The organism is Tolypothrix tenuis PCC 7101, assembly GCF_963874875.1.
Lineage (GTDB): Bacteria > Cyanobacteriota > Cyanobacteriia > Cyanobacteriales > Nostocaceae > Aulosira > Aulosira tenue.
In genome coordinates this window covers 7501362-7526364 of record NZ_CAWNJS010000001.1, presented here as the reverse complement: position 1 = coordinate 7526364, position 25003 = coordinate 7501362, and the positions used below count along the sequence as shown (strand labels likewise).

Here is a 25003-nt window from a genome sequence, read left to right as displayed (position 1 = left end):
TTACTCAAAAATCTGCAATTATAGGGTTTACGCAAGTTTTACAATGTCATGCTACAAGTTATTAAGTTTTAACAATTGGGTAATCAGTTGCGGTTTTAACATAACTAACTGCCAAGGGTGTAAGTATGCTTTCCAGTTGTGTGACAAAAGCGCGATCGCTTTCTGACCAAATCCGCTTTTGACCAAACACACAAGGTTGCAAAATTCCCCATAATTGATGATTTTGGCACAAATGAGCATGAATTAGCGCTCTATGTCCAAAATTTTCCCGTTCAAATTCTTTATTTACTACTTCTGGGCTTTCAGTCTCTATATCTTCAACATACACAGAAGGAGCATTCCGCAATGCAGCCGCAAATAAAGGATCTTCTTGGGGTAAAGACTCTGGATCTAATCTCCAGCCAGAGTCAGTAATATCCGGTATTTCTGAATTTCGCCGCCAGCAATAGGCGACTTTAGCAAACTTATTTTGGGGATTTCTCAGATACAGAAAACAGCGATCGCACTGCAAGACTTCCCCAATAATTGGCAGTATTGCTGTAAAAATCTCATCCGGCTCGCTGGATTTTTCTAAAACACTTTGTATGGATGCTGGTAAAACTAGCTTACTCATCAAAATTTGGGTGATGTTCTTCGATATTTTCTCAATGGCTGACCATCCAAAACATCATCCCCTGGCAATACTTGGCGCTTAAGGAAAAAAAGGGGAATGGGAAAAGGAAAAGACAACACCTTTAACCCTTAACCTTTCACCTTTTCCCCAAAACCAAAAACGAGCAGTATCGCATTCACCGATACAAATTCCGACCTAATACCGACTTGCAGAAATTTTCAAACCTAGTCTCTAAACCACTGTCAGCGCTTCCAAGCTACTTTCCAGCCCAGAGACTATCAGAGATGTCATTTGTAAAATTGCAGCGCGATCGCCCATCTGACAACGATCAAACAAAACATTGCCATCTAATTCTGGGTAGTTTTCTAGGGTCTGAAGTATATTCTCTCTAGCATGGAGGTTATTGTTTGCACATGCAGTATACAGTACTAGTCCTGCCATCGTGTACAAATCTAACATTGGCTCATCGCTACCTTCCATTTGGACAATGTTAGGAAACTCAGACAAAGGATGGACGAATTGCTCAAAGGTTAATTGGGTCATAGTTATTGTTGATTCGATACCGTGAATGAGTTTAAACCCAGGTAATCAGGCATTACGGCAACTTGGTGCTGTTAAAACCAAAAGTGAGATTGACCTTTGTTACTCTGAAAAAAATCATTTGTGTAGTGAATTTTATTTTTCGTAACAGAGTGTAGATGTCCATCCAAATTAGCCAGGTACAACATGAGAATTCATTAGCCAAATTTAGGCTCTATTGTTGTACAATGGGCACAAGCATATATACTTAATAACAGTGGGTCGTCAACAACCCTCAATTTGCACATTAAGGTGAGAAGCTAGCTACAAAAAATCGCAGCTAGCCCCGGGTGTGGTCTACCGTTTCTTAGTCTTCAGCCGCTTACTGCTCCATGTAAACCATACTAAGCTTGTCATTTTTTTTTGTCAAGTTGTCATTTAAATGTGACATATGAAAATGTCTTGCATTTCCGACTTCATGAGAGAAAATAGGAACAAGTACTAAATTCACCATTTGAGATATATGACTGACAGAAGGCGTTCTGATGATTACAAGCAAATAAGCGGCTATATTCCCCGGGATTTAGCCTTAGAATTCAAAAGCATCTGTGCGCGCTTGGGCATTTCTCAAAGCGACGCAATAGAGGAGATGACTCAGGAGTGGATAGCTAAAAAAATTGGTTCTCGCTCCGAAAAGCCACAAAAGCCCGAAACAATTGCTGATGTAGTCCAAGCCAACATGACAAAACTCAAGCCCTGTGGAGTTAAAAACCTACAAGCGCTGGCAAAAGGTGAAGTACTCCCAACACCAGGAGACTTCGCAATCATCACATCGGCTTTAGGTATTCCAGAGGAGGAAAGAAAAAAGATTTGGCAAGAAACATTTAAAGTTTCTGTATATCAGGATAAAGTTTCCGTGTATCGGGACATTAAGGGTGTAAAAGTATATAGAGATTCTGGAGGTGTCGAAAAAGATGAGTGTGAGTATTCTTAGAATCCTCAACTTACCGGGGTGGAATTATAAAATGTCTCATGAAGGGGTTTCAATTTTTGCCCCTACCAAGCGCGATGCCACGCATTTAGCGCAAAGCTACGGAGACGCTCTGAGCGAAACTGCATACAAAATAAATGGGAAAGTGCGGATACGCTGGCGAGGCTGTAAACAACCAATTGAATTTTTTGGATGGATGGCGACTAAAGAACCGCCAACATTGCCAGAAACTGCGGAACGGATATTGCAATATCAGGGTGCTGTGTTTTGCAGCCAGTTACAAGTTCCATCAGAGTTGTTGTACCGCATGGTTGCTGCGGCAGAAAATGAGCGCCCAGTGAGCATCGTTAGACAAGATACTCGCAAGCAGATTATTGTGAATCAGCCAATGGCTGAAATGTTACAAACGCCGCCAGAAATTGCTACTCAAAGGGTAATGACCCAATTTTGGCTACCCGAGGATTTGGCGGAACTAGAGCAAAAATTATATAACGATCGCCGATTTACCTGGACATATTCTGCTGGGTTAAACGAAAAAGCTTGGGCAATTCTCACTACCCAGTTCGAGGCTTTTGAGGTGGAAGGCATTTGGTACAGACAAGGAACTTGTTTGTCAACGCCTCAACTCGTGCCCATTCCACCTGGAGTGTTTGAACCGGCTTAAATGCATAATTTAGCTTTTTCTGAAATTTAACCAACAGTTATCAGGTGCTTGCATTCCATTAAGGTGTGCTTTATTAAAGGTTTCTACCACTAGTACAACAAGGTGCTTGCTATTAAAATTTAAGAGTAGAAATTAAACAAACCGATGTAATCAGCATTTGCAGGATTTGTCATCGGTATTTTCCGCCCTTGTTGAATATTTTGATTTTGAATATTTTGATCCCGCAAACCGAAACATTAGATTAAAGCTGCAATAAATTACAGCAGATTGCAGTTTCATGACAGTAGAAAAATTAATACCAATTCAAATAATCTTTGCAACACATCAATATGTTCTAGAGGGCATAGCATTGTCGTGCCCTCTATCTACCTATCTGTCGCGTTCTTTTTCCAAAATGGTATAGTCTCCAGTCCCTGTTACTGTCGAAAAACTCCCATTCTCAACATGAATGAGGTTGATGTATTCAAATTTGCCAAAATCAGGGAAAAAACTATACCAAGTATGAGAATTTGTGGGATAAACTGATGCCATCATTTGAGGAGTGAATGATGGTTAATCAGAAGCTGAGACATTTATTCTCAGTAGGTTTTATCAGTTGTTGTTTTTGCCTGGGTATTGGTATAGGAATTGTCATTCGCTTTGGGCAGATGCAGCGTTCAGATGCGGCTACAACACCTACAGAATCCCTGCAACTTCCCTTTGTTCTCCCTGAAAATCAGGCAAATCCTTCAGACACGATTACTATTAAAGCTGTTGGTGATGTAATTCCTGGTACGAATTATCCTAACTACAGACTACCTCGCTTTCGCGATGAACTCTTGCCAAAGTCTGTGAGAGGTTATCTACAGGGAGCTGATATTTTATTTGGTAATTTTGAAAGTAGCTTAACCAACTATCCCTACAGTGCTAAAGATGTCAGTCAAGGGCAAACTTTTGCTTTTCGTTCTCCACCAGATTATGCCCAATTATTTGCTGATGTTGGTTTTGATGTGATGAATGTAGCCAACAATCATGCAATGGATTTTGGCCCTATAGGATTTCGTGATACAGTCAAAAACCTTGCTGCTGTAGGTATTGAAACATTAGGTCATAAAAATCAGATTCTCTACTTACAAGCTAATAATATTCCGGTCGCAATGATTGGATTTACTACTTATGACTTGTATAATTCTGTTAACGATTTAGAAGCTGCTAAAGCTTTAGTTTTAGAAGCTAAAAATAATGCCAATATTGTAGTTGTTTCGATGCAAGTAGGAGCTGAAGGTACAGGGGCGCTACGAGTTAAAAACGAAACAGAATATTTCTATGGAGAAAATAGAGGCAATTCTCTAAAGTTTGCGCGCACAATGATTGATATGGGTGCAGACTTAGTTATTGGGCATGGGCCTCATGTACCCAGAGCAATCGAAATTTATAAAGGTAAATTAATTGCCTATTCTTTGGGTAACTTTTTAGGTTATCGGACTTTATCAACAGCAGCCGAGACTGGTTACTCAATGATATTAGAAGCTAAACTCAACTCTAAAGGAGATTTATTGTTTAGTAAAATTATCCCTGTTCATCTAGATAAGCAGGGAATTCCTCGAATCGATCAGAGGTTTAGAACTGTAGGATTGCTGCGTTATTTGAACAAAAAAGATTTTCCCGATAATCAAGTAAAGATTAATAAAAAGGGTGAAATAGTGGTGATGAATACCCAATAGTCAGGGCTTGATTTTTGAATTGTGAAGCACTATCAACGCAGATTAACTTAACGCAGGTGGTGCTTTTTTAAAACCTGTCAAAATCATTGCAAAATAAGCAGTCCAAGTATAGATTTGAACTGCTTATTATATAAGCAAAAAGTTCAGTAAATTACTGAATCTGCGAATAATGGGATATTTTTGTTAGCTAAGGCTTGTTATAGTTTGCCTTGATGAATAGACTCAGGACTTAATAACCTCGTGAGTATCCACTAGCATTTCTTTCCCAATTGCCACCACCAGAGCGAGCACCTCTGTCCTCCCGTGGTTTAGCTTTATTAACTTTCATTACACGCCCCATCCATTCGGCACCATCTAAAGCTTCGATAGCTGCATCTTCTGCGGCTGATGATTCCATTTCCACGAAACCAAAGCCACGTAAGCGACCAGTTTCCCGGTCTGTGGGTAATTGAACTCGCTTTACAGTACCGTACTCAGAAAATACCTTGCTGAGGTCATCTTGTGTGACGCTGTAGGATAGGTTACCTACGTAAATAGACATGAAACTCTCCAGAATCCATTGATGCAGAGATGCTTATCCGGGGAGGCGCTTGCAATTATAAATAAAAACAAGATTTATGTCACCGAATCTAACTTCTCCAATTTTATGCTATCACAACTTTTAGCTAGCGCGGCTATAAATCTTATTCATTTGTGATTATGTGTGCTACAATACGAAATTTTATTGATTTTGGCTAATTTATTGATTAGGTAATTACCAAATTTACATTCAGGTTTGGATTGCAAATTCTTCTGGAGCAATTCCCCAATTTATCCAGCAAATAGCCTCATGTGCTGATTTCATATCCGGTGGAACTCGCAAAGCATGAATAAACCCAGTGCTGGGACAAGTCATTTTTAATAAATAAATTGGCTCTTCATCAACATCAGCATCAATTTTTAAAAGCGTATATTCTGCCCAGGTATCTAATTCAATAGCTTGTAATTCTTGGCAAATTCGGGCATAACCAATACCTTGAATTAATACTCGCCGCAGTTCGGCATTATTTTCTGTTAATAACCATTGTGCTTGCCATTGCTGTGGGTGATGTTTGCCGTATTTTTCCGGTAAAGTGACACCGTGATAAGAGTAGATGCCAAATCCATCAGCATACTCTATTGCTAGTTCACCTTCTGCGTGGAGACGATTTTGATGATCGAGGCGAATATGAAGCGGGCGATCGCAGATAATTACAGCTTTATCAAAAGTAAAAATCCATCCACACTCTTTAATTAAAGATTGATATATTAACAATTCTGGGAAAATTTCTGAAAACCATACGCTAGTAATAATAAAATCATTAAAGCTGTTAATTTTACACTCTTCTTCTGGCTGAAAACATAGCCCAAAGAAATTATTTATGTAAGAGTATAAACTGGCTTGGAGAGAAGATGATAGCCGACTTCCGAGTTGCAGGTTTATTTGTTGCCAATCTTCACTTTGTAGTTGTTCATTCAGATAGATTCTGATGTAATTTTCTAGTACCAAACTTAGCCTAAACCCTAAAATGTCGGAAAAATTGTTATCTAATTTACTATAAACCAGTTCATGGAATAGGTCTTCATCGATGTTGATATCCTGGAAAACTTGAGGATATATTGAACAACTTAGATCGCTGAAGAACGAAGTTTGTCTTCCTAATTGCTCTAGTGGCTTTTCTAGCAAATCCCGTTGCAGCCTTTTTAGGTTACTAATTGATGAATTATTTAATTGGCTAACAACTTTGTTATTTAATTCCTGCTTCAAGTAATCAAGCTTGTCAAAGATAGTAGATTTTAGAGCTACATAAGGACTTTCAGAAAAAATAATCTTAGGAGCATTCTTACCACTTGCTATGTAGGCTGCTTTTACTGCTGATGCAGCTTTTTCACGATCAATTCGTTCAGTGGAAAGCGCAATTTTTCGCCACTTATCCCGATAAACTGGAATTAAAGCTTCTTGCTCAGGTGTTAACTTTTCAATCAGCGACATAGCGCCACCCTTCAGGCTCGTATTCTCGTTGAATTTTCACCATCCAATGACCTTGCGGAACTGCGATCGCACGATGTTCTTCGTGAGCTAACAAAGCAGCTTGAGAATAAACACGTAAATACAAAGTATCATTTTTAGAAAATAATTTTGCCTTTCCCTCTGTAATACGATGCTTATGCCCGGTTACTTCGCCTTCTGCCAAGGTCAAGTGAGGTATCTTTTCTCCTTCAACTTGTGGCACAGGTAGTAGAATGACATCACCTTGACGGATTGGCTGCATAGTTCAAACTCCAAGATAGGTACAAACCCCACTTCGTTTTTGCTCTCAAGTTTGATTTAATTTTGGCACAACCTTTGTGGGAATAGGGATGGGAAAGATGAGGACACAAGGTGAAAAGGTAAAAGGGAAAGGGGAACAAATAACGAACACTCAGTCCCCAGTCCCCAGTCCCCAATCCCTAATCCCCAATCCCAAACACAGGACGTATCACTCTATTACACTTCGGGGGTATTTTGAAAACTGTAGTCGCCAATTTTGCTGATATAAGTTAAAGATTGAAATAGCTGGAAATTCCAAGCCAGTGTTTTCCTACCTTATTATCTGGAAAGGACATTGCCCAAACTTGAGTGGATTTTCACCCTAATGGGCAGTTTGTGTGAAGATAAACTCACATCAATAAGCGCGACGTTCCATTTTGGCATCACGCCCAATCGTCTAAATTTCTCTGTTTAGCTTCGCAGCTATTCTTTTTTTTGAAATTTCCATGTCAACTCTCGTCATTGTCGAATCTCCAACCAAAGCTCGTACCATTCGCAACTACCTCCCATCAGGCTATCGGGTGGAAGCGTCTATGGGTCATGTACGTGACCTACCCCAGTCGGCTAGCGAAATTCCCACCGCTGTCAAAGCAGAAAAATGGGCACAGCTTGGGGTGAATGTAGATGCCGACTTTGAACCAGTGTATGTTGTCCCCAAGGATAAAAAGAAAGTTGTCACTCAGCTCAAAGATGCTCTCAAAGAGGCTGATGAGTTGATTCTGGCGACGGACGAAGATCGGGAAGGTGAAAGTATTAGTTGGCATTTATACCAGTTGCTCAAGCCTAAAGTGCCGACAAAGCGGATGGTATTTCATGAAATTACCCAAGAGGCGATTAAAAAGGCTTTGAAAAACTGCCGCAATATTGACGAGCAGTTAGTTCGTGCCCAAGAAACGCGCCGGATATTGGATCGGCTGGTGGGTTATACTCTGTCTCCTCTGCTGTGGAAAAAAATTGCCTGGGGGCTATCTGCTGGGCGCGTACAATCTGTAGCAGTGAGGCTTTTGGTAACAAAAGAACGCCAACGCCGCGCTTTCCATGAAGGTACTTACTGGGATTTAAAGGCTTATCTAGAAAAGGAAAAAGCTCCATTTACAGCCCAGTTGGTGACGTTGGGAGGCACGAAAATAGCGAATGGTAGCGATTTTGATCCCGCAACTGGACAAATCGCCGCTGGTCGCAATGTAGTTTTGTTAACGGAAGCAGATGCGTTAGCACTGCAAGAACGCCTGACTGGTAAAACCTGGAATGTCAGAGAAGTAGAAGAACGTCCTGTAACACGTAAACCTGCGCCACCTTTTACCACCTCGACACTACAACAGGAATCTAACCGGAAATTGCGCCTCTCAGCCCGAGATACAATGCGAATTGCCCAGAATTTGTACGAGCAAGGGTATATCACCTATATGCGGACAGATTCGGTGCATTTGTCAGACCAGGCGATCGCAGCTGCACGCAGTTGTGTAGAAAGTCTTTACGGCAAACAATATCTCAGTCCTCAACCCAGACAATACACTACTAAATCTAAAGGCGCGCAAGAAGCACACGAAGCGATTCGTCCGGCTGGTAGTACTTTCCGCACTCCCCAAGAAACTGGTTTAAGCGGTCGAGAACTGGCTGTTTATGACTTAATTTGGAAGCGCACTGTCGCCAGCCAAATGGCTGACTCTCGCCAAACCCAAGTTAGTATCCAGTTACAGGTGGAAGATGCTGGATTTCGTGCTTCTGGAAAGCGGATTGACTTCCCCGGCTATTTACGTGCTTATGTCGAAGGTTCCGACGATCCCGATGCTGCATTAGAAGACCAAGAAGTAATTTTGCCGAGTTTGCAAGTAGGAGATCATCCAAATTGCAAAAACCTAGAAGCGATCGCCCATGAAACTCAACCACCAGCCCGGTACAGTGAAGCTACCCTGGTAAAAACCTTAGAAAGTGAAGGGATTGGTCGTCCTAGTACCTATGCCAGTATTATTGGCACGATTATCGATAAAGGTTATGCCCAATTAGTTAATAATGCTCTAATTCCCACATTCACGGCTTTTGCTGTGACTGACCTGTTGGAAAAACATTTCCCTGATGTAGTCGATCCCAGCTTTACCTCGAAGATGGAGCAAACCCTGGATGACATCGCCACAGGTGAAGCTAAGTGGTTACCCTACTTAAAGGAATTTTATCTGGGAGACAAAGGTTTAGAAACCTTAGTCAAAGAACGAGAAAATCAAATTGATGCTACTAAAGCCAGAACAGTAGAACTAGAAAATTTAGCGGCTAAAGTTCGTATCGGTAAATATGGCCCTTACATCGAAGTAGAAAACGGTGAAGGTGTAGTCACAGCTTCAATTCCTAAAGATTTGACCCCAGCAGACCTTGACCCCAAACAAGTTGAGGTGTTGCTGCGACAAAAAACCTCTGGCCCTGACCAACTCGGTCGTCATCCTGAAACTGGGGAACCAATTTATGTCAAAATTGGCGCTTACGGGCCTTATGTGCAGTTAGGTGACAAAACTGATGAGAACCCCAAACCCAAGCAAGCTTCCTTACCAAAAGGCGTAACACCAGAAACCGTTACCCTGGATATAGCTGTTGGTCTTTTAGCCTTACCTCGAACATTAGGAACCCATCCCGAAACAGGCGGGAAAATTCAAGCGAGTTTAGGACGCTTTGGCCCTTACATTGTTCATGACCAAGGTAAAGAAGGCAAAGACTATCGTTCTTTAAAAGCAGCAGATAATGTCTTAACTGTTTCTTTAGAACGTGCTTTAGATTTATTAGCCGAACCGAAAAAGGGACGTAGTTCCAGCAGTAGCAAATCCAAAGCCGCCTTACGTGAGTTGGGTACACATCCCGATGATGATACACCAATCAACATCTATGATGGCCCCTATGGCCCTTACATTAAGAACGGCAAAACTAATGTTAGTCTTCCAGAAGGTCAATCTGTAGAAGATATGACTTTGGAGAAAGCATTAGAATTGTTGGCTAGCAAAGCATCCTCTGGAAAATCTACTCGCAAATCGAGTAAATCTACAACTGCTAAAACTAAGTCAACAACTACTAAAACTAAATCAACAACTAAATCAACTTCTAAGTCAACTTCTAAGGCTTCGGCTAGTAGTGCTAAAAAAAATGATGCCGAGGACTAGTAGACAAAGGCTGAATTCATCAAGCGGCTAGTGTGAAATTAAAAAACCTATATAGTCTTGCTGGAGACGGGTTTTTTCTCGGTGCTTGATTTACCTGTGAAGTAATAGTAGTCTTTCCTATTAATTCTCAGGTAGGAATAAATTTAGTAGTCAGAGCTAAAGTTCTGGTAGCCAAGAATTTAGCCCTAGTTGTCAGAACTTAAGTCCTGACTACATAACCAGCACATTAATTGCAATGAATTAAAAGTCTCTATCAAGATTAGTCAACCCTCTCCAATACCTCATATCAAGCAAAGCGATAGTTTCATAGCCGTGGGATTCTTCAGAATGTGATAATCTAATAGGTAAGGCAGATCACAACACAAAAATTTTATAATGTGGATCTTCCTTTAAGTTGGAAAGTGCGATCGCCTAATCAAAGGCCAGAGGTGCAAGAGTACGCCAGTTCTGCGTAGCTGTAAGTCAACATTGAGGTAGTATCTCAGGAGCAGTCAGTTAAATGGACTATATAGAAAAGGTACTGGAAAAGCTGAAAGAATTGGCGCGGAAGCTAATTGAAGCTCTGCTCGGGCCAGAAGGTGAGCCGGAACCGGAACTGATTCCGATTCCTGTAAATGAGCGTTCGCGTCGTTAATAGCCTGAAAGTGCCAGACTTGACGTTGCAGCCTTTGAGTATTTTGGTGCTGCATGGGCCAAACCTGAATTTGCTAGGACAGCGAGAGCCGGGAATTTACGGTTCGTTGACACTGGCTGAAATTAACCACTTGTTAGTAGCAGAGGGAAAGAAACTACAGGTGGAAGTTTCCCCCATGCAGTCTAATCATGAAGGAGTTTTAGTTGATACTATTCATCAAGCCCTAGGAAAACACCAGGGTATTTTAATTAATGCTGGAGCATACACCCATACTAGTGTGGCGTTGCGAGATGCGCTTGCGGGTGTAAATTTACCAACAGTAGAAGTACATTTGAGTAATATCTATCGTCGAGAAGAATTCCGCCATCATTCTTATATAGCACCCATAGCAATTGGGCAAATAAGTGGATTTGGTGTCCAAAGTTATTTATTAGGCTTACAAGCGTTAGTACATCATTTAAGGAAGGATAAAGGATGAAGTATGAAGGCTGAAGGCTGATGAAAATCTTGATACTTCTTGTTAATCTGCGGGAATGTCAAGGAAGAACCTCCTTCATACTTAACACTTCTTATTTTATATTTGATGTATGCGCCACTCGGTTGTGAGTCGATTTCGTGGGACTTTACTTGGAGCATTAGTAGGAGGAAATGTAGCCTCTGCTAGTGACAAAAAACTGTCGGAACGCTATGACATAGATAAAATAGCGGTTTTAGGGACTGAAAGTTTAATTAAACTGGGCAGATTAGATATAGATGATTGGTGCTCAAAATCTTTACCAGCATCGCCTGATTTAAGTATCAGTGATCATATTTCTGGCAAAGTGATACTAGCGACACTACCAGTATCGCTTTTTTTTCATGAAAATACATTTAAATTGCGACAAAACTTGCTACGTGTGTTAGAAATCTGGGAGGATAACCCAGTGGTACGGGATGGAACACTCGCAGTTGGGTATGCGATCGCTCAAGCCTTGACTGAAAAACTCCATATCCGCACCCTAATTCCCGAAACAATCGCCTTTATTGGTGAAACGCCAACATCTCTACCACAACAATTATTAAAAGTTCAGGCTTTGTTGGATCGGGGTGCAGGATTAGCCAGGGCGCAAGCTGAGTTGAGTAGAGAAGACAAGCTAAGTAACGCTATCGCTATGGCATTTTACTGCTTTCTGACTACTTTAGAAGACTATCGCTTGGCAATTTTACGAGCTACTCAAAATGCTGAGGTTTGGCAGCAAGACTCTAAGCGTTTACACTTACCTACTGTAAGTACAATTACTGGTGCTTTATCAGGGGCATACAATAGCACTGCAGGTATTCCTGTGCCTTGGCAGATTTTATATTCACCAGCAAACTCCACAACTATGGGATTAAGCAATTTTTCTTTGATAGTGGGATTAGCTGATGCACTTGTGGCTGTGTGGTCAGGATTGTATAATTTTGCCCTGGATTCTAGCCAATTAACAGCAGAGAGAGATACTATGTCTGAGGAAGCAGCATCGCTACCTTTACAGGTATGCGTCTACTGTGCGCCTCGCGTCATCCGATCGCATTAATGTTATTTCTACTGAATAACATTGTAGGCGTGGAACAAAAATCCTATCCTAGCAATCATCCAACCAAGACAAAATTTAGTAGTTGTTTATACTACAATTTCCCAAGAAACTCTTAACCTGACTCTGTAGGTAGGTATTGTGGCAAAACGGCCGTAGCACCCTCCTCCGAAGTTCCCTATTAATCAGGTTGGTGAATGTCAGCCTTTACCTTTAAAGGTGCGGCTACAAGAACCAAACCTGCAAAATCAGACTGTGGGCTAAATATGAACCAAATTCAGTTACAAGCAGCTGCGGTTGCTTTTGCGGGGACTTCCCCTAGGTTTGTCTTGTTTTGAGGTATCAAAGTAAGCAACTGTAGGCAGAGGTAATGAAACATCAGCGATTTTTGAAGTCCCTAACCCAGCAATTTACTCAATGGCGGCGACAGTACAAAGTATTACGTCGTAAAGGAAAATTGTTGAGATCTGTAAGCGACCCAAACAGCCAAAGCCGTTTGGGAAAAATTCCCAAAACTTTGTTGAAGAACATACGTTTGTATGTATCAACAACCAGTGACGGCATTCAAAAACCAGTAATAGCACTCAGATTAATTACTAAATCAGTGCAAGAACACCGATTGGTAAACAACATCGGTGTTAAATGGGTGCATGAAAACCGTTCCTCGGTGATTTTGGCGATCGCCATCGTATCGCTGACGGGTGTGATTGGGTACAAATCCTATTATCAACCGAAGCTAAAAGTTGATAGTGTGGCACCTGAAACCATTAAAGCCCCCCGTACAGACAAAATTGAAGACATTGAAAAAACCAAAGCACAACGCAAAGCTGCGGTGAACATTTCTCTACCCATGTTAAGGGTGGATCAGGAACTTACTGAACAAATCAACCATAATTTGCAGCAAATTCTCGATCAAGGTGATGAAATTCGCTATGCTGCTGGTGATTTTCCTTTTGCTGAAACCTTACAGTTATCTCTTACTAGCCAAAGTTATCTGCGCGCTTGTAGTGAGTCAGAGTGGAAAAATATCTTACTAGCGTTAGAAAAAACTAAAAAACAACCAGTTGGATTTTTGTTACCCAACCAAAACAGCAGTTCTACGACTACACAGGAAGCGAAAAAAACCAATGGGACAAACCAGCTACAATCTACATCCCCTCAAGCTGGTTCCCCCAAGCAAGAAGAATTAGCCCAGCCCGGGAAAACATTTATTAGCCTCAGCCCTGAATATACAAAACCAGTTAATGTTTCTAGCAACGCTGACTTGTTTAAAGCCATCACGGAACTCGAAATTTTTCGAGTCACAAATTCGGCACAAAAATATTCTTTACTGATCTCCCAAATCTCACAAGCACGGAAAAAATACCAGCTAGCCAAGGAAAAGCTATTACGTATCGAAGCTGGCAGCTCCAAAATCATATATCAAGACAATATTCTTTTAGAGTTATCAGATCAAGATTGGATAGCTACGCAAACATTAATTCGCGATATTTCTGCAAGGATTCTCGCTCAAGGTATCCCCTACGGGCTACCAGAAGATGCTTTAAAGAATACAGTCAACTTACAAGTGGAGAAATCAGAACCGCCAGCAGCGCAACCTTTAGTCACGAAAGTATTGTTAACTGTGCTGCAACCGAATTTGAAGAAAGATGAAACAAAAACCAAACAACAGGCACAACGGGTAGCAGATGACGTAGCACCGATCATGGTTGAGGTGCGAAAAGATGAGGTAATTGTTAAGAAAGGAGAAAAGATTACTCCGTGGAATTTACAGGTATTAGAGCATTATCAATTAATTGATCGGGAAACTAACTGGGCAGAGTTAATCAAGGTGACAGGTATTGTCACTACAGCAATTGGCATTTTTGTAATTGTTGAACGTCGTTTAAAAATTAAATTGCGACAACGCGATCGCCTGTTGATTTTACTCCTTACTCTCAGTACGCCAGGGATGCTGACGTTTGGCGTATCATATACTACCTGGAGTGCGATTGGTTTATTGTTAGGTAGCTTTTACGGCCCATCTTTGGGTGTCACAGTTGTGGGGCTATTGTTAGGAGTGCTACCAATTGGCATGGAAATGAGTAGAATTGTCCTAGTTTCTGGTGCAGCTGGGGGAATAGTAGGCAGTTTAATGGCTAAACGATTGCGATCGCGTGAGGAATTGGCATTATTAGGTCTAGCGATCGCCTCAACCCAGGGAGGAATTTACTTAATTCTCTTAATTCTAAGAAGTTCAGTTTCTTGGTATGTCGTCCTTCAAGGAGCAGGTTTATTTGCTTTATCCGGTTTAGCGTGGAGTATTGTAGCTTTAGGCTTGAGTCCTTATTTAGAAAAACTCTTTGATTTAGTCACCCCTATCCGGTTAGCAGAATTAGCGAACCCTAACCGCCCTTTATTAAAGCGACTAGCAACAGAAGCGCCCGGAACCTTTCAACATACTTTATTTGTAGCCACATTAGCGGAAGCCGCAGCTAAACATCTCAAATGCGATGTGGAACTAGTGCGCGCCGGTACGCTTTACCACGACATCGGTAAAATGCACGACCCCTCTGGTTTTATCGAAAACCAAATGGGAGGGCCGAATAAACATGAAACAGAAATTAAAGACCCCTGGAAAAGTGCAGCGATTATTAAAAAGCACGTTAGTGAAGGGTTAGCGATGGCACAGGAACATCTTTTACCTACCGCCATCCAAGCTTTCATTCCAGAACATCAGGGAACCATGCTGATTGCTTATTTCCATCACCAAGCACAGCAAATGGCGAAAGAAAATCCCAGTATTCAAGTAGACGACGCTGATTTTCGCTACGATGGGCCAATTCCCCAATCGCGGGAAACAGCAATTGTCATGTTAGCTGATTCCTGTGAAGCCGCTTTGCGATCGCTAAAAGATGCGACACCAGAACAAGCTTTAAATATGCTGAATAATATCTTGCGGGCGAGATGGCAAGACAATCAACTAGTAGATTGTGGACTCACACGTGAAGAAGTTTCCGACATCGCCCAAATCTTCGTAGAAGTTTGGCAGCAATTCCATCACAAACGCATTGCTTATCCTAAATTCAAAACGAATAGCGAGAAGGTAGCTAAGGGGTAGGGGAAGGGGGAAGGGGGAATGGGGAATTGGTGTTTTTTATAAGTTTTACAAAATTGTTTTGTATTTTTGATGAGTAAATTTGATAATATGTGAGACTCTACCCTAAGAATAGGCGCGATCGCTTCACTGAATTTTGCAAATCTTCGGATAACCAATCATCAAACTGCGGATAAACTGGCAATCGCGGTACTAACTCCCACCCCGCAGGTTGTAAAATCTCTCTTAACCTCTGCTCCTGAACATGGGGATAATCGGGATTCACTTCGTCTTTTGGCCCAATTCCGCCTAAATCTCTCGCCCCAGCTTCTACACAAGCCAGTAACCACTGCTCATCTTTAACTAAGTTGGGCGGAATTTGAATTGTAATCTCTGATGGTAAAATCTGCCGTGCTTGAGCAATTATTTCTGGTAATTGAAGAGGGTTAAAAGGTGGCGCATCAAAGCTTTGCTGATTTCCTGGACTGTGGGGTTGTAAAATCACTTCTTGAATGTGATGATATCGCTGATGTATTTGAGATATAGCCGCTAAAGTTTCTTCGCAATCAGCAATTGTTTCCCCAATTCCTAATAATAATCCTGTAGTAAAGGGTATTTGTAATTCTCCTACCCATTCTAATTGTTGTAACCGCACTTCTGGTAATTTACTCGGTGCGTGTTTATGAACTGTATTTAATAATTTTGGTGTTAATTGCTCTAACATTAGCCCCATTGAAACGTTAACATTTTTCAGTTTTTGCATTTCCGCAAAACTCAATGGGCCAGCATTAGTGTGAGGTAAAAATCCCATTGCTAATGCTAAATTACACAAATCATAAATCAGTTGGAACCATTCTTGGCGTTGTGGTGAATGCGGATGGACTTCACCGCTAAGAATCAAAATCTCACAAATATTTTGGTTTTGCAGTTGTTTTAAAATGCTTTCGGCAGTTGCTAAAGTCATCCAAGGACTTTTACCTGGGTTAGTACGAAAGTTACAGTATGTACAGCGATTAAAGCATTCGTAAGTAGGAACAATTGTATAAGCTGGACTATATGTAACAGTCCGAGAATTATTGATTTTCATAAGTTAACAAAAGAAAGTGCCAACACCCCGGAGGGTGTCAGCTATAAGCTAAACAGCATTGAACTTGGGCAATCGGAGCAAGCTTTCCATCTCACCCCAAAAGATTTTGATAAATTTAAGTACAAATTAGATATTTTTTAGCTGATACGCACTAATTAAATTATCAAATTTGAACGCCAAAATTCTCCATTATTCTCTCCCTCCTCTGCTTTTCCTACTCTTATTAATTCCATTTAAAATAAGGTGAGGATGAATCTGCAAAAGTAATATGCTCCTTTTCATGCTGTTTAGCATGAATATTTTTTAAGTGCTTTTTGACTGTATTAATTGTAATGTATAGCTGATTGGCAATTTCCTTATAAGAAAAGTTCGCACGTCGTAACTGCCAAACTTGTCTTTCACGGTCTGTTAGGTTGTATTTTTTAGCATCTGCAATTGCAATACTCTGGCTATACTGATTGCAATCTTCTAAAGTCACTAATAAAAAATTGTGTTTGTTTACACATAGCTGTAACCATCTAGCCCGCAAGCGTAATTTAATTGTGGGAGTGGGTTCAATTTCTGATTCGATGATGATTTTTTCATCTGGAAATAAATCTTGACTATCAATCAAAGATTGACAAATACGCCATATTTCTTCAGGAATTGGATTAACAACAGCTGCTTTGTGCGCTAATTGACGACAAATTGCACGTGCATACTCATTAGCATGAACTAAATTACCTTCAGTTGTGGCGATTAAAATGCCATCTACAAAGCTTTCAATCATCGCTTGTAGTAAATCAACTTTAGAAGCAGACTCTAAATTTTCATCTTTTAGCGATTTTTTTAAAAAATTATTGCCTAAGATAGATGCAAAATTTACGTTATTATTTTCACAAGGAAATAACATTGTCAATCTCCTCCAAAACTCAGCACGAAAGTCATACTTAATAGGTGTTGTACTGAATTTTGCGATTTGAGCTCCTGTTTCTACAATGAGTGGGTTGTAAGCCTGACAATGCGGCTGAGGTAAAAACTTGTAAGATGAAGTTTGCGTAATTTACCTGAAGCAAGGTGAAGTTTTTATTAAGTTGATTAGTGCAGCAGTTAGCGGCAAACTATTTTGACTGACGTACACTCTGGCGAAGATAATTCGCGCGCCAGTTGCTACCCTATAGGCGGCTACTAGTCTGGCGACCCGGCTATATAAAGAAAGTCTGATGAAGACTAATGAAAAACTCCTCCTACAAGGGGAGGGAGTTTTTGGGCATTGGGAATTGGGCATGGGGGAGGCAGCGCGTTGCTGGTTTCCAGTATTGTGCAAACTGCCGTCATGGGAAAGAACATACCAATGCCCTATGCCCCAAGCGGCGGGGCGGCTATCCCTCTCCACCCACAAGGGGATGGAGTTTCCCGCCACTTTCAATGAATTTTAACTGCTTTGCTGCTGCACAAGCTGGGAAAAGTCAGGAGTCTAGCTATATGCAACCACATACTATTGAACAATGGTTTCCAATTGAGCAACAGCGTAAGTACGTTAATCTATTGCAAGGACGGATTGGGATTACACGCCGCCGTGCAGAATATTTCGTGAAGCTATGGGCTTATTTACTGGTAAAACAACAGCAAGAATTAGGTAAGCGCTTACAGCAACCTTTAACAGAACTAGATTTACCAGTAGGGTTTATTCCTTGTACCCATCGCGAAGCCCAAGAAGTTTTCTATGGCGAACAAGAGCGGGGAAGCGATCGCTCTGCGGGTATGATGCTGGATAAGCTAGTAGCTTTAGGGCTAATTGAAAAAGATTTTGATGGTAGTACTACTTGTATTCGCATTCGGTCTTTAATTTCCAATCAGCAAGACTCTACCTTAGCCCCAGATGAGATCCAACTTATACCTGATTACTTCAACCCCCGAACTGATGCTATCCCCGTAGCAACGTTTCTAGCACGTAACTACAATTGGATGAATAAAAAAGCTACAGCGCTTCCCCATAGAATAGCGAGAATTATTCGGGGTTGGGCAGAACAATATCCTACAGGAATGCGGGTACTACGCCGCAGTGATACCCAAGATGCTGTAGGGTTTTATGTCTTGTATCCTGTAGCGCCGCAATCGGAAGCCAATTTCTTTATCCCAGCACGCCATAGCTTACACTTGAGTGCAACTTGGGAGCATGATCCATTTCAAATTGCCAATGTAGGCGATCGCAATTGTACTTCGGTTTTTGTTCGTAGTTGGCAAATCGATATGCCTTACAAACAGCTCAATACCGCCAGTGAATTTTTACAAGATGTCCAAAAAATATTTGTGCAGATGCAAGCCGATTTTCCTGAGCTATGCGATATATATTGTGTAGCAATTCATCCCAATGATGAAGAACTACTATCATCATTAGGCTTTCAAAAGACCAACTCAGATCCCCAAATTTATCTCAATTGGATGTATTTGCCGTTAGATAAATATTTGAGTTTGGATATTGACCAAGCAATTGCCAACTTGAAATTTGATTGATTCTATCTCAAATTGCAAAAACAATGCGATAGATCAGGCATGAGGTAAGGGTTAAAGGTTTGTTCTTTCCCTTTAACCTCCCAGTATTTACCCTGAACGCCCACTTGAACAGTGCAAAAACCTAGTATTGAAGGTTTTATCCAACTAGTCAGCCTTTATCGCCCGAATTTTCCGCAAGAAATTCGCGGGGCTGCTGCTTCACAAGTCGATGCTTTTGCTGAACTTGTCTATCAAGTTTCAGCGCTAAGTTTACCATCGGACTATCGTGATTTTTTGTTGCGAATGGGCGTAGCTGCGCCTGGGTTCATTGTAGATACTTCTCAACCAAATTGGGGCGATCGCGTACCTTGGTGTGCTTTTGTCAGAGATGCTTCACCGGAACTGGAGAGTTTGCACGAGTACTATGGTTATTTCTTAGAAGAAGGGAGAAGTCCGCCACCGCAATGTTTAGTTGTGGGGGTTTTTGGAGTGCATGACGATGAGGTTTTAGTGGAATGTCATGAAGGAATCGCGGGTAGAGTATTCCATCAAAGCTTGAACTCTAGAGTTTTTTGGTCAGAAACTTGGCTGGGACATCTGTACAAGCAAGCATTTCGCCACATGATCATCGAGCATTTAGATATCAAAGCCTACAATGGCATAACCAAAGAAGCAGCATCACAACTAGTTAATTTAGCGATCGCTTATGGCTTAGAAGTTCTCTGGTTTAGTGATGCGTTCGATTTCTGCGCTGTCAGTTCAGACTGGGAGATATTATTCCACATTGCTAATTACGCTATCTCCCCATTTTTTTATATAGCAGGGAAAAAACAAAAACAATCTTGGTCATGGATAGGAGGCGATCGCTCTAATTCCCCTACTGCTGATTTTTTAGAATTCCTCAAGCGTTCATGTGGGGAGCAATTAAATCAAATCTGGGTGTAAGCATCACCGAAATTCTGATGCTTACACCCAGCAAATGTCACTTCAAAAATTGCTAAGTACTTGATGCTTTGGCTGAAGTAAAAAATACTAGCCTCTAGCCTCTAGCCCTTTCTTATCTATCAACAGAACCCATAATTACGTCGATACTACCCAGAATTACCACAATATCTGCCACTTTCATACCTCGGAGTAAGTGAGGCAGAATTTGTAGGTTGTTGAAATCGGCGGCGCGAATTTTCCAACGTGCAGGGAACACGTTATCATCGCCTACCATATAAATTCCCAGTTCACCTTTACCGCTTTCAACACGGGCGTAAATTTCACCCTTGGGAATCTTAAAGGATGGAGAAACTTTTTTACCAATGTACTGGTAATCAAAAGCATCCCATTCCGATTTTTTCCCAGCCGCTAAACGCTTGGCTTCCAAGTTTTCATAAGGGCCACCAGGAAGTCCTTTAATAGCTTGGCGAATAATCTTCACAGATTCGCGCATTTCCCGCATCCGCACTAAGTAACGCGCAAAGCAATCGCCGGCGGTTTCCCACTGTACATCCCAATCAAAATCGTCGTAGCATTCGTAGTGGTCTACCTTCCGTAAGTCCCACTTCACCCCAGAAGCACGTAACATAGGGCCAGAAAGTCCCCAGTTAATCGCTTCTTCACGGGTGATAGTACCAATTCCCTCAATCCGACGGCGGAAAATGGGGTTATTGGTAACTAACTTTTCGTATTCATCAACTTTGGGGATGAAGTAGTCACAGAATTCTAAGCACTTATCGACCCAACCATAAGGTAAGTCAACTGCTACGCCACCAACACGGAAATAATTGTTATTTACCATCCGGTAACCGGTGGCTGCTTCCCATAAATCATAAATCATCTCCCGTTCGCGGAATTGATAGAAGAAGGGAGTTTGAGCGCCTACGTCTGCTAGAAATGGGCCAAACCACAGCAAATGGTTAGCGATGCGGTTCAATTCCAGCATAATGACGCGAATGTAGCTGGCGCGTTTGGGGACAGCTACACCTGCCAATTTTTCGGGTGCGTTAACGGTAACGGCTTCGTTAAACATCCCGGCTGCGTAGTCCCACCGACTAACGTAGGGGACATACATGATAGTGGTGCGGTTTTCCGCAATTTTTTCCATTCCCCGGTGCAGGTAGCCAATCACTGGTTCACAATCAATGACATCCTCGCCATCCAAGGTAACAATTAACCGCAAAACCCCGTGCATTGAGGGATGGTGCGGCCCCATATTCAGCACCATTGGTTCTGTGCGGGTTTCTATTCTTGCCATAGCTTACAGTGTTCTCCCGTTCATGAAAATTTAGAATTGGATCGCGTAGATGCCAACCAGACCCAAGTTATCGTGTCTGCCAAAAAAGGCTCTTCCGGGCAATACAAGAATTGCGCTTACAGGGTTAGGTTGGAGAGAAGATGGCAGCCGAGGGATTTTGGTTGATGTTTATTTTTGTTGCACTTCTTCAATTATTATATGGAGCTTGAGATGCATAGAATTGAAGTGCAAGAATTTTTTCACCAGGCTCGAGAGTCAATAGTCAAAAATCAAGATTTGGAGAGACGCGATTCATCGCGTCTGTACAAGGGTCAAAATTGGAGATTAAATCAGAATTATCGTCCATATGTTCCCTCATACCTGAATTATCGTTTTGCCATTCCATTTCAAAGTGTTGGACTCTGGACGGTTGACCCTTGACTTTTTTTATACATATCTAACTTAGCACCACGCTTGATGAGTAATTTAGCGAAATTCGAGCGATCGCATAATGTAGCGGTGTAAAATTTTGATTGCTGCTAGCGTTAATATTTCCACCTTGAGCAATGAATAATTCTGCAATTTCCTTCGTTAATTTACCATAGAGATTATGCAGGGGCGTAACATTAGAATTATTCTTAGTATTAACATCCACAGCCCCATCAATTAATAGCTTTGCTAATATAGCAAGTTTAAATGTAGATAAAATAAAAACAGCCGAGAGAGTCGATAGAATAATACCTGATAAAAATTGCTCCATAAAATTTCACTGACCAAGCCATATAAATTGATTTTTGAGCCATCAATTTATCATAAAATTGGCTACGTCTTGCCTCAGCAAATATTTATGATTGCTATAGAAATCCTTGCAGGAGTTGCAAAATTAGTTGTTAAGGTAGGGAAAAGGGAACAGGCAACGTCGCGAAATAACTCTCCCAGCGCCTAACGCACCGCCGTATATATAGTGTGTTACTGGCTCATAAAAAATCATGATTTACTGCGAAACTCTAACGCAAGGCGAAGCACTTTTAGCAGTATTATCAGGATAAATCGCTAAAGTATGATACTCAGGATTACTATCTCCATATAAAATGCGGAAAGTATATAACTTAGTTCCTTGACCTTCAGTAATCACTGTTAACAGCGTATTACTAGCATTAGGTAAACCCGGAATTGCTAATTTTTTAATTCTTCTTAATTGAATTACATTTGCGGCAGAGTTTTGGCAATCTCCTGTACTAGCTTGTTCGCCAAACTGCATACACATCGGCCCATCAAAATCTACAGTTACCTGTGATGGATCATTTAACCAAACTTTTTTAATCTTCTCTCCCGATGGAATAAAACTTAAGTTTGTACCTTGTTGATACCAAACTGTAATAGTAGGTACTACTCCACTTAAACCTTGTGCTTGACAAGAAAAAATTGAACGGAGAACAGCATTTTGCGCTACTGCACGTCCTGCTAATAATAAAACTGCCGCAGCAAAACTTACAGAAGCCAGAGGTAGGAAATAGGGATTCTTCAGGGGGTTTGCTAATTTCATGGCTCTACTGGGGACAGGTGACTGGGGACTAGGGATTGGGGATTGGGATGAGGGAGAAAATGGCCTTTAAATCTTGACTCTTGTACAGACGCGATTCATCGCGTCTCTGCAACCAACTAACGAAGAATGAAGCATTTTTCTACTTCATTCCCCATCATTAATATTTAAAACTCAATTGGTTGATTGACGTAAATTTCTACTTCTGTACCGGCTGGTAAAAACCAAACGTTGGTACGCTGCATCATTTCAGCAGCAGCCTGTTGATTGCGTTGAGCAATTTGGGGAACTACGGTGTTCATCCCACCTTCTAATATGCCAGCTAAGAGGTTGCTTTGAGGATTGGTACTGCTAACAACAGTACCGCCAGCATTGGTAGTGACAACTTGAGATTCACTCCGATTCATTAATTCGGCGGCTTTACCCAAACCACCTAAGACAAACATACCTAAATCCATACCCGCAATAGACGAACCACGATTGGGGAATTGTTGCGCTAGCAAAGGTTTACCGTGGGCACCGCGAATAATCATGGCATTGGATGGTAGACTATGTTCCGTAATTCCATTACCATCTTTTGCGATCGCTTTCACTACATCTAGCTGTAGTAAGCCTTGTTCGGAAAGCGAGCGAATTTCTGTCAATAACTCAGTCCCCGCAGGTATGGCGACTTTACCATCTGCACTTTTTATGGGTGCTTGTAGCTGCACTACGAAAGTGTTTTTGGGTTTTTCAGAATCGCTGTTAGCACCTGCATTCATCGTTTCTCCAAATACAGCCGTTGCTAAGACACCTTTGATACTACTCCCAACTGCGATCGCTTTGTCACTCTGTTTTGCTTCTTTGCTAGCAAGTAGGGTTGAATCTGCTGTTGGATTTTCCGTGTTAGTTTCTGGCGTTGGCGTGGCTTCAGGCTGGGAATTATTTGCCTGTTGCGCCATCTCCGGAGTATTGGTATTAGGAGTACTGGCTGTTTCGGAATTATTGCTACTAATTTGACCATAACTCCCTAACTTAGCTAAAGTTGTCCACATTTGATATGGGTCTAGTTTAGGTTTAGGAGTAGCGTTAACGGCTGGCTTAATTTCAGGTTTAATCTCTGGCTGTCTAGCGACTATTTGGGGTGGTGGAAAAGGTTGTGGGTTGACGGCTGTTTGTGGAGGCTGGGGTACGTCAACAATACGTTCAACTGTCACTATCCGAGGCGCGTTGCTTTTAATTGCAGGCCTGGATGCAATTGGCTGTGATGGTATCTGTATACCTCTAAGTTGTTGTTGTGCTAATTTCACAGCTTCAGCTTGTTCTGTCAGCGCTAATTTAGTTTTAAGAGTCTCTATTTCTAATTCTGGCTTTGGAGATTCACTCACTACCGGCGATTTCACATCTGGAGAGAGATTCTTCTTTTTCGACTTTTGACTGCTACCACTCATCATCTGCGTTAAAAAGCCGCCAGCAACCAAAACTACAGCCAAGGTTGTCGTACCCACTAACCCTAGCTTCGCAAAGGGATTAGAAGAGAGAGATTGCTCAGTTTTCACTGCTTCTGGTTGAGCAATTGGTGGTTCAAAGATAACTAATTCTTCTGCTTCTTCATCACTTGTCAAGGGTAAATCTTCATTTTCCAAGCCAACTAATTTGGCCATTTTTAATTCCCAATCTAGAGACTCTAGTTCTAGTGGGTAATTATAGTTGGTGGAAGTTTTTGCTGAACTTGAATAGGGAGTCATAGGGAACCTTACGGTAATTTTTCAGAACAACTTTTATCCTGGAGGTCACAAATTTTATAAATTTTCAGTCTCGCCTCACCAATGCGGTAAGCTGCCAATTGTAATGGCACTGGTGCATTAGGTAAGGAAGCGACTTCTTCATCTGCGGCTTGGACAAAAATTTGTTTGTTAATTGGTTTCGATTCACCAAGTCTATCGGAGCCATTAAAAACTAATTGATTAGCCAACATTTCAACTTTCCATTTCCCCTCAGCTATTTGTGTGGGTTGGGAAATTCTTTGAATAACTAATATCTGCTCAGTTGCTCGATTAAAATTTTCTAATTGTTTATTAGCAGTTAAATTAGTAATTTCTGTTTGGAATTTAGGTTGAAATTCTGGCGTTACCAATTCGGAACTAATATCCCAAACTGTTTTTGGCGGTTGTTTTTCTGACCAAGTCAGCATCAAAGTCATGGCTTCACCCACGAAGCGCCGAATTGTTTCTGGATACCGTTCAATATTTTCTTGAGGGTCTACTGTAATCGCTTGACCATCAATTAGTTGCACTAGGCTCTGCAATGTAGTTTGCTTATTTAGCTGTTGCAAAATTGACCAGTGAAACATCAATATCAGTAAAGTTAACAGATGCAAGCCCAATGTGGCAACTGCAAATAATGGTAAGATGCTAGTTTTTTTATTTTCGGTCTTAAGTATTTGCATTGCTGCTGAATTTAAATTAAATAA

22 protein-coding genes are annotated in these 25003 nt (G+C 41.3%); 10 read left to right on the top strand and 12 right to left on the bottom strand.

Translation table 11 applies throughout. The annotated features are described in order from the left end of the window. Nucleotides 1-61: 61 nt before the first annotated feature. Nucleotides 62-613: a GAF domain-containing protein gene (locus AACU25_RS29735; RefSeq protein ID WP_096581828.1), complete on the bottom strand. Its 552-nt coding sequence runs from the start codon at nt 611-613 to the stop codon at nt 62-64. A 231-nt stretch (nt 614-844) separates the two neighbouring features. Continuing rightward, nucleotides 845-1156, bottom strand: coding sequence for a hypothetical protein (locus AACU25_RS29730; protein WP_096581826.1), 312 nt, complete (start codon nt 1154-1156; stop codon nt 845-847). A 499-nt stretch (nt 1157-1655) separates the two neighbouring features. On the opposite strand from AACU25_RS29730, the gene AACU25_RS29725 reads away from it, so the two are divergent. From AACU25_RS29725 to AACU25_RS29715, 3 genes are all read left to right on the top strand, one after another. Continuing rightward, nucleotides 1656-2126: a hypothetical protein gene (locus AACU25_RS29725; protein WP_096581824.1), complete on the top strand. Its 471-nt coding sequence runs from the start codon at nt 1656-1658 to the stop codon at nt 2124-2126. Next, complete coding sequence (locus AACU25_RS29720) at nt 2107-2787, top strand: PAS domain-containing protein (protein WP_045867556.1); 681 nt, start codon at nt 2107-2109, stop codon at nt 2785-2787. The genes AACU25_RS29725 and AACU25_RS29720 overlap by 20 nt, the downstream gene beginning before the upstream one ends. A 548-nt stretch (nt 2788-3335) precedes the next feature. Continuing rightward, nucleotides 3336-4490, top strand: coding sequence for a CapA family protein (locus AACU25_RS29715; protein ID WP_096581822.1), 1155 nt, complete (start codon nt 3336-3338; stop codon nt 4488-4490). Between the two features lie 229 nt (nt 4491-4719). Here the strand turns inward: AACU25_RS29715 and AACU25_RS29710 are convergent, their stop codons facing one another. The 3 genes from AACU25_RS29710 to AACU25_RS29700 form a co-directional block, all read right to left on the bottom strand. After that, the gene (locus AACU25_RS29710) at nt 4720-5031 is read right to left on the bottom strand and encodes an RNA recognition motif domain-containing protein (protein WP_045867558.1); all 312 of its coding nucleotides are present in this window, start codon (nt 5029-5031) and stop codon (nt 4720-4722) included. A 228-nt stretch (nt 5032-5259) separates the two neighbouring features. Further along, nucleotides 5260-6501 (bottom strand): DUF6745 domain-containing protein, encoded by a 1242-nt coding sequence (locus AACU25_RS29705; RefSeq protein WP_096581820.1) that lies wholly within the window; start codon nt 6499-6501, stop codon nt 5260-5262. After that, the gene (locus tag AACU25_RS29700) at nt 6488-6781 is read right to left on the bottom strand and encodes a hypothetical protein (RefSeq protein WP_096581818.1); all 294 of its coding nucleotides are present in this window, start codon (nt 6779-6781) and stop codon (nt 6488-6490) included. The genes AACU25_RS29705 and AACU25_RS29700 overlap by 14 nt, the downstream gene beginning before the upstream one ends. Before the next feature lie 484 nt (nt 6782-7265). Here AACU25_RS29700 and topA point away from each other — a divergent pair, with 484 nt between their 5' ends. The 5 genes from topA (at nt 7266) to AACU25_RS29675 (ending at nt 15249) form a co-directional block, all read left to right on the top strand. Then, nucleotides 7266-9962, top strand: a complete 2697-nt coding sequence (gene topA / locus AACU25_RS29695) for a type I DNA topoisomerase (protein ID WP_096581816.1) — start codon at nt 7266-7268, stop codon at nt 9960-9962. 499 nt (nt 9963-10461) lie between these two features. Beyond that, on the top strand, nt 10462-10596 hold the full coding sequence (locus AACU25_RS29690; RefSeq protein WP_045867562.1) for a hypothetical protein: 135 nt from the start codon (nt 10462-10464) through the stop codon (nt 10594-10596). After that, nucleotides 10577-11074: a type II 3-dehydroquinate dehydratase gene (gene aroQ / locus AACU25_RS29685; RefSeq protein WP_096581814.1), complete on the top strand. Its 498-nt coding sequence runs from the start codon at nt 10577-10579 to the stop codon at nt 11072-11074. Before AACU25_RS29690 ends, aroQ begins: the two co-directional genes overlap by 20 nt. Nucleotides 11075-11198: 124 nt before the next feature. Next, a complete protein-coding gene (locus AACU25_RS29680) occupies nt 11199-12152 on the top strand; it encodes an ADP-ribosylglycohydrolase family protein (RefSeq protein WP_321206784.1) in 954 nt (317 codons plus the stop codon). Between the two features lie 367 nt (nt 12153-12519). After that, entirely contained in the window at nt 12520-15249 is a 2730-nt protein-coding gene (locus tag AACU25_RS29675; protein ID WP_096581810.1) for an HD family phosphohydrolase, read from the top strand. Between the two features lie 97 nt (nt 15250-15346). On the opposite strand, the gene cofG is transcribed toward AACU25_RS29675, so the two are convergent. Continuing rightward, a complete protein-coding gene (cofG, locus tag AACU25_RS29670; protein WP_096581808.1) occupies nt 15347-16312 on the bottom strand; it encodes a 7,8-didemethyl-8-hydroxy-5-deazariboflavin synthase subunit CofG in 966 nt (321 codons plus the stop codon). A gap of 223 nt (nt 16313-16535) precedes the next feature. Further along, nucleotides 16536-17204: a helix-turn-helix transcriptional regulator gene (locus AACU25_RS29665; protein WP_096581806.1), complete on the bottom strand. Its 669-nt coding sequence runs from the start codon at nt 17202-17204 to the stop codon at nt 16536-16538. A 572-nt stretch (nt 17205-17776) separates the two neighbouring features. Here AACU25_RS29665 and AACU25_RS29660 point away from each other — a divergent pair. Further along, the gene (locus AACU25_RS29660) at nt 17777-18808 is read left to right on the top strand and encodes a hypothetical protein (RefSeq protein WP_096584258.1); all 1032 of its coding nucleotides are present in this window, start codon (nt 17777-17779) and stop codon (nt 18806-18808) included. Between the two features lie 111 nt (nt 18809-18919). Further along, nucleotides 18920-19732 (top strand): hypothetical protein, encoded by an 813-nt coding sequence (locus AACU25_RS29655; protein ID WP_096581802.1) that lies wholly within the window; start codon nt 18920-18922, stop codon nt 19730-19732. A 112-nt stretch (nt 19733-19844) separates the two neighbouring features. On the opposite strand, the gene AACU25_RS29650 is transcribed toward AACU25_RS29655, so the two are convergent. The 5 genes from AACU25_RS29650 to AACU25_RS29630 form a co-directional block, all read right to left on the bottom strand. Further along, nucleotides 19845-21029: an NAD(P)H-quinone oxidoreductase subunit H gene (locus tag AACU25_RS29650; protein WP_096581800.1), complete on the bottom strand. Its 1185-nt coding sequence runs from the start codon at nt 21027-21029 to the stop codon at nt 19845-19847. A gap of 436 nt (nt 21030-21465) precedes the next feature. Next, nucleotides 21466-21768 (bottom strand): ankyrin repeat domain-containing protein, encoded by a 303-nt coding sequence (locus tag AACU25_RS29645; RefSeq protein WP_096581796.1) that lies wholly within the window; start codon nt 21766-21768, stop codon nt 21466-21468. A 234-nt stretch (nt 21769-22002) separates the two neighbouring features. Further along, a complete protein-coding gene (locus tag AACU25_RS29640) occupies nt 22003-22554 on the bottom strand; it encodes a hypothetical protein (RefSeq protein ID WP_096581794.1) in 552 nt (183 codons plus the stop codon). Nucleotides 22555-22718: 164 nt separating this feature from the next. Continuing rightward, entirely contained in the window at nt 22719-24278 is a 1560-nt protein-coding gene (locus tag AACU25_RS29635; protein WP_096581792.1) for a TrbI/VirB10 family protein, read from the bottom strand. Between the two features lie 8 nt (nt 24279-24286). Continuing rightward, nucleotides 24287-24979: a hypothetical protein gene (locus tag AACU25_RS29630; protein ID WP_096581790.1), complete on the bottom strand. Its 693-nt coding sequence runs from the start codon at nt 24977-24979 to the stop codon at nt 24287-24289. Nucleotides 24980-25003: the final 24 nt, after the last annotated feature.